Consider the following 5,970-nt stretch of genomic DNA (forward strand, 5'->3'; position numbering starts at 1 on the left):
CAACACATACGCCCGGGCATTCCAGATCGGCCGCCCAATCGGCACCACCCCCACACCACCACCAACCACCGCATGCACCGTCGCATCGATCGTCGCCTCCGTCGGCCCATACAGATTGTGGACCTCCACCGACCACACATCAGCAACCCGAGCCGCCAACTCCCCCGACAACGGCTCACCACCACACAACACAGCCCGCAGACACCCAGGAACCACCCCAGCCCCACTGCCCAACACCAACGACAGATGCGACGGCACGAACTGCGCCACCGTCACCCCGAAGTCCCGCATCCAGCCGACGAGGGCATCGGGATCCTGGTTGGCTTCGGCCGGCATCACGCACACCGACGCGCCATGGAGCAACGGCAGCCAGATCTCCCACACAGACGCGTCGAAGCTCGGCGACGTCCGAGCCAGCACCCGATCCTCAGCCCGCAACGCCAGATGGTCAGCCAACCACGCCATGTGATGCGTCACCGACGCATGAGTGACCACCACCCCCTTCGGACGCCCCGTAGAACCCGAGGTGTAAATGACATACGCCGGACCCGCAGCCGACACAGCACCACCCGGACCGGACGTATGACCCACGGACCAGGACGCCGAGTCGTCCATCACGACGAACGGCACACCCACGGAAGGCAGTTGCTTGCGAACCGCGCCATCAGTGATCAGAAGCTTGGGACGGGCATCCTCCAGCAGGTACGTGATACGGGCAGCCGGATAAGCCGGGTCGACAGGCAGATAGGCGGCCCCCGCCTTCAACACCGCCAGCATCGCGACGACCGTCTCGGCCGATTGCGGAACGGCCAGGGCGACCAGGTCCTCCGGACCGATGCCGCGTCCCGACAGATGGTGCGCGAGGTCGTTGGCCTCCGCCTCCAACTGGGCGTATGTCAGGGAACGACGACCGTCACGGACCGCCACCGCATCCGGGGTACGTCCCACCTGCGCCGCGAACCGCTCCGACATCGTCGATGCCGGCACCCGTCGGACGTCGCCCTGCCCCTGTCGGTGCAGGGCGCCGCGTTCGCGCGCGTCCAACAGCTCGATGTCGGCCAGCCGTTGGTCGGGGTCGGTGACCATCGATGCCAGCAGCCGCGACAGGCGGTCGGACAGTGCCCGCGCGGTGTCGGCCTCGAACAGCTCGGTGGAGTACTCCAGGTACCCGTCGACCCCGGTGGGCCGGCCGGCCTCGTCATGGGTCTCGGTGAGTGAGTAGGTCAGGTCGAACTTGCTGATGCCCGTGTGAACGGGCTGACCGGTCACCGTGATCCCCGGCAGGTCGAGGTCGGCCGTGGCTTGGTTCTGCAGGACCAGCATGACCTGGAAGAGTGGATGACGGCTCTGCGAGCGGGCGGGATTCAACGCCTCCACGACGCGGTCGAACGGCACGTCACCATGGGCGTAGGCGGCGAGGTCGAACTCCCTTACGCGGTCGAGCAGTTCACGGAAGGTCGGATCCCCCGACAGATCCGTCCGCAACACGAGCGTGTTGACGAAGAACCCCACCAAGTCATCCAGAGCCTCATCGCTCCGACCCGCCACCGCCGTACCGAGCGGGACATCATCACCCGCACCATGCCGCGACAACAACACCGACACCGCCGCCTGCATCACCATGAACAACGTGCACCCGCACGACCGCGCCAACTCCACAAGCCCCCGGTGCACATCCGCCGTGACGCGGAAGGGCACGGCGGCACCGCGATGCTGCGACACAGCAGGCCGGGACCGGTCCAGCGGAAGTGCCAGCGTTTCGGGTGCACCGGACAGTGCCCGGCGCCAGTAGTCCAGTTGACGTGCCGTCAGGCTCCCGGCCTCGGACTCCTCCCCGAGCATGCGCCGCTGCCACAGGGTGTAGTCGGCGTACTGCACCGGCAACGGCGACCAGTCAGGAGCCATGCCCACGACACGCGCCCGATAGGCGGCGCCCAGATCCCGAGCCAACGGCGCCAACGACCAGCCGTCCGCGGCGATGTGATGCACCACCAGCGCCAGGACATGCGCCTCGGCGCCCAACCGCAGCAACCGCACCCGGATCGCGGGGTCTCCTGATATGTCGAGGGCTTCGGTCGCCGCGGACAGCATCGCTTCGCCGGCCCACTGCTCGACCGCGGCCGGATCTGCGCCGCTCGGCGCCTCCTCGCATCGCAGCGGCACCAGGTCGGCTGCTTCCGCAGCGTCGCACACGTGCTGGCGCGGTGTTCCGCCTTCCTCGGCGAAGACGGTGCGCAGGGTCTCGTGGCGTTCGACGACATCGGTGAGCCCGGCGCGCAGCGCATCGAGGTCCAGGGGGCCGTCGAGCCGTAGCACCAGCGGGATGTTGTAGGTGGCGCCGGGCCCTTCGAGCCGGTTGAGGAACCACAGGCGCTGCTGCGCGAAGGACAGCGGGAGGTCTCGCGGACGCTCCTCGCGGACGAGGGCGGCTCGTGCCCGGCCGGCCGTGTCCAGCGCGGTGGCGAGTTCGCTGACGGTCGGGTGCTGGAAGAGCGTGCGCACGTCCAGTTCGGTGTCGAGTAGCGAGCGCACACGGCTGACCAGGCGCGTCGCCAGGAGCGAATGCCCGCCGAGGGCGAAGAAGTCGTCGTGTACGCCGATGCCGTCGGTCCCGAGGACGTCGGCGAACAAGGTGAGCAGGAGTTCCTCACGGACGGTGCGCGGGCCGCGCCCGGCAGCGCGTTCCGGCACCCGGGGCGCGGGCAGGGCGCGGCGGTCGACCTTCCCGTTCGGCGTCAGCGGCAGCGTCGCGAGAGTCACGAAGGCCGACGGGACCATGTAGGGGGGAAGTACGCGGGCCACTGACGCGGACAGTTCGCCCTCGTCCATGGGGCAGCCGTCGGCCGGCACCACATAGCCCACCAACTGCCGGTCGCCGGGCAGGTCTTCGCGCACGACGACGCAGGCGGCGACCACCGAGGGCAGCCCGGCGAGGACGCCTTCGATTTCGCCGGGTTCGATGCGGTGGCCGCGGAGTTTGACCTGGTCGTCGGTGCGGGAGAGGTAGACGAGCCGGCCGTCCGCGTCCCACTGGACGAGGTCGCCGGTGCGGTACATGCGTCCGCCCGACGGATCGAAGGGGTCGGCGACGAAGCGGGTTGCGGTCAGACCGGGTCGGGCTGTGTAGCCGCGTGCGACGCCCTGGCCTGCGAGGTACAGCTCACCTGCGACCCCGGGCGGTACGAGCCCCAGGGCGGCGTCGAGGACGTAGGCCCGCATACCGTCCAGGGGGTGGCCGATGGGAGGCGGTCCCGCGGGGGTTTCGGGGGTGACGTGGTAGCGGGTGGCGAAGGTGGTCGTCTCCGTGGGGCCGTAGACGTGGTGCACGCGGGTACCCGGCAGTTCGCGGGCGAGCTGCTGCATGGCACCGGGCGCGGCGCGTTCGCCGCCGGTGCAGACGGCGCGGACGCCGGCGAGGGCTTGCGGTTCGACTTCGGCGATGACGTTGAACAGGGCGGTGGTCAGGAACAGAGCGGTGACACACTCGGCGGTGACGATGTCGCGCAGGACATGGGGCTCAAGGGATCCCTCCGGAGCGACCACCACACGTCCACCGTTGAGAAGCGGCACCCAGATCTCGAACGTCGAGGCGTCGAAGACATAAGCCGAGTGCAGAAGGACCACATCGGCAACACCCCCCGACCACGCACCATCAGCAGCCAACGCCGCCACATCCGCATGCGAAACCCCAACACCCTTGGGTACACCCGTCGAACCCGACGTGAACATCACATACGCCAGCTGCCCACCCCCCACCACCACAGGCAAACAACCACCTCGCACAGGCATACCGTCGACGACACGACCCACCGCATCGACCACCACGACCGGCAGGGACCCACGCACCTCCTCAACCCACGCATGACCGGCCAACTCCTCACCGACGATCAGCACGCGCAAGCCGGCGCTGTGAGCCGTCTGACGCAACCGCTCCACCGGCCAGCGGATGTCCAGCGGCACATACGCACCGCCCGCCCGCACCGCGGCCAACGACGCCGTCACCACAGCGGCAGAACGCCCCAGCAGCACCCCCACCCCGCCCTCAGCCGCTACACCGCACCCCACCAAACGCGACGCCAGAACACCCGAAACCTCCTCCAGCTCCCCATACGACAACACCACTCCCCCACCCGACACCGCCACCGCACACCGATCCACCGCCACCCGCGCCGCGAACAACCCAGGCAGCGACGACCTCCGGGCCGGCTCGGGGTCTCGTCGTTCGAGGGGGGCGCCGCGCCCTGCCGCGAGCACCTGACCGGCAGTCTGCTCGTCGAGCATCGCGAGGCGGGAGAGAGGAGACGTCGCGTCCGCCCGGGAGAGTTCGGAGACCAGTGCGGTGATGCCCTGCTGGTGCGGCCGGACGTCCTCGGGACGGTACAGGTCCGGGTTCACGTCGAAGCCGATCAGCGGCCCCTTGCCCTCCGAACGCTCGGAAACGAAGAGGGAGATGTCGTCGACCGGGCCGGTGGACAGCAGCCTTGAGACACCGGTGCTGCCGGCGAAGTCGAGGTCGTACTCGTAGGGCATGACGTTCACGACCACATCGCACAGCCGCGCCGCGTCACCCGTGACCCGAAGGTCGCGCGCGAGCTGCTCCCTGGAGTAGCGACGGTGGCGCAGCGCCAGCCGCATCTCGGCGGCGACGGTCCGCACCAGTGCCTCGACGGTCATGCCCGGAGTGATCTGAACGCGCAGCGGGAGAATGTTCGCCGTCATGCCCGGGATCGCGCGCAGACGACCGGGGCGGCCGTTCGATGCGAGCCCGATCGTCACGTCGCCGGTAGCGGTGACACGACTGAGGTACGCGGCGACCGCACTCACGAAGACGGCGGACCAGGTGGTCCTGGTCGCGGCGGCCAGTCCGCGCAGGCCGTCCATCACCTGCGGGTCGAGAGTCTCACCCTGGTGCAGGTGGTTACCGCGCACCGAATGCTGTTCGCTGCCGTTTCCCGGTCGCGAAGGAACGCGCCGCGGCTGGGAAGCCTCATCGTCCACTCGGCGGGCGGTGGCGAGAAGGGCGTTTCCGGTGTCGCGGCCGGACCGGGCGAAGTCAGCGAATTTCTCGGTCCAATACGCCCGGTCACGTTCGAAATCAGGAGACTGGAGATACGCCGTCTCGTCATCGACGAGAGCACTGAGCGGAGCGAATAATTCCGGCGCCGCTTCGCCACGGAACGCGGCGGTATACACGTCGGCCACTTTGCGCGCGAGAACGGAGCCACCGAGGCCGTCCATCACGATGTGGTGATAGCGGATGTACCAATAGTGGCGATCGGGGCTCAGCCTGAGCAGGACGAAGGCGTGGTGCGGCGGGGCCGGGGTGCCTGCGACGGTGGCCATGTCGGCGGCCATGAACCGCTCCGCGGCGTCGGCCGGGTCCGCCTCCGCGGAGAGGTCGATGACACGTGGACGTCCCGGTGACGGGTGCGCCACGCGTTGGTGGATACCGTCGCCCTGCTCCACGAACTCGGTATTGAGGCTGTCGCAGCCACTGGTGACTTTTTCGAGCGACGCTATGAACAGAGCCTCGTCCAGGGGGCCCTGGATTTCTATGCATTCACCGATGTTGTACTTCGGGCTCTGCGGATCCAACTGCTGCCCGTACCACACGCCCTGCTGCGACATCGTCAGCGGGAGGAGGCGAGCGTGGTTTTTCTGCATAGTGCTTCCGCCCTTTCAGGGGGTGTGTTGTGGCCGCCCCTTCAGGGCACGGGAAGGCATTCCGGATCACCGAATTCAGGCGACACCCTGAACGGTGGGGCAACGGCCTGGAAAATTACCGTAGATCGCCGTGCCCGCGATTTCCGGAGATCCTTTCCGGGCATGGCGAACAGGCGCTACGGGTGAGAACCGAAACGGAAGAATTGATGTACCTGCGCATCACCGCCCGGCACGGGCGGTGGCGGAGAGAACGGCCGGCGACCACGCGGCACCACCGGCGGGCGCGCCCTCAACGGGGCGCGCCTC

Annotated in this window: 1 protein-coding gene; it reads right to left on the reverse strand. The window is 68.5% G+C overall.

Annotated features, from left to right (window positions below):
- Positions 1 to 5,664: amino acid adenylation domain-containing protein (locus ACO1BR_RS37695; RefSeq protein ID WP_426799625.1), on the reverse strand; the 5,664-nt coding region annotated here is incomplete at its 3' end.
- Positions 5,665 to 5,970: the final 306 nt, after the last annotated feature.

This window comes from Streptomyces sp. YGL11-2, from assembly GCF_050054615.1.
In the GTDB taxonomy this organism is placed as follows: Bacteria; Actinomycetota; Actinomycetes; order Streptomycetales; family Streptomycetaceae; genus Streptomyces.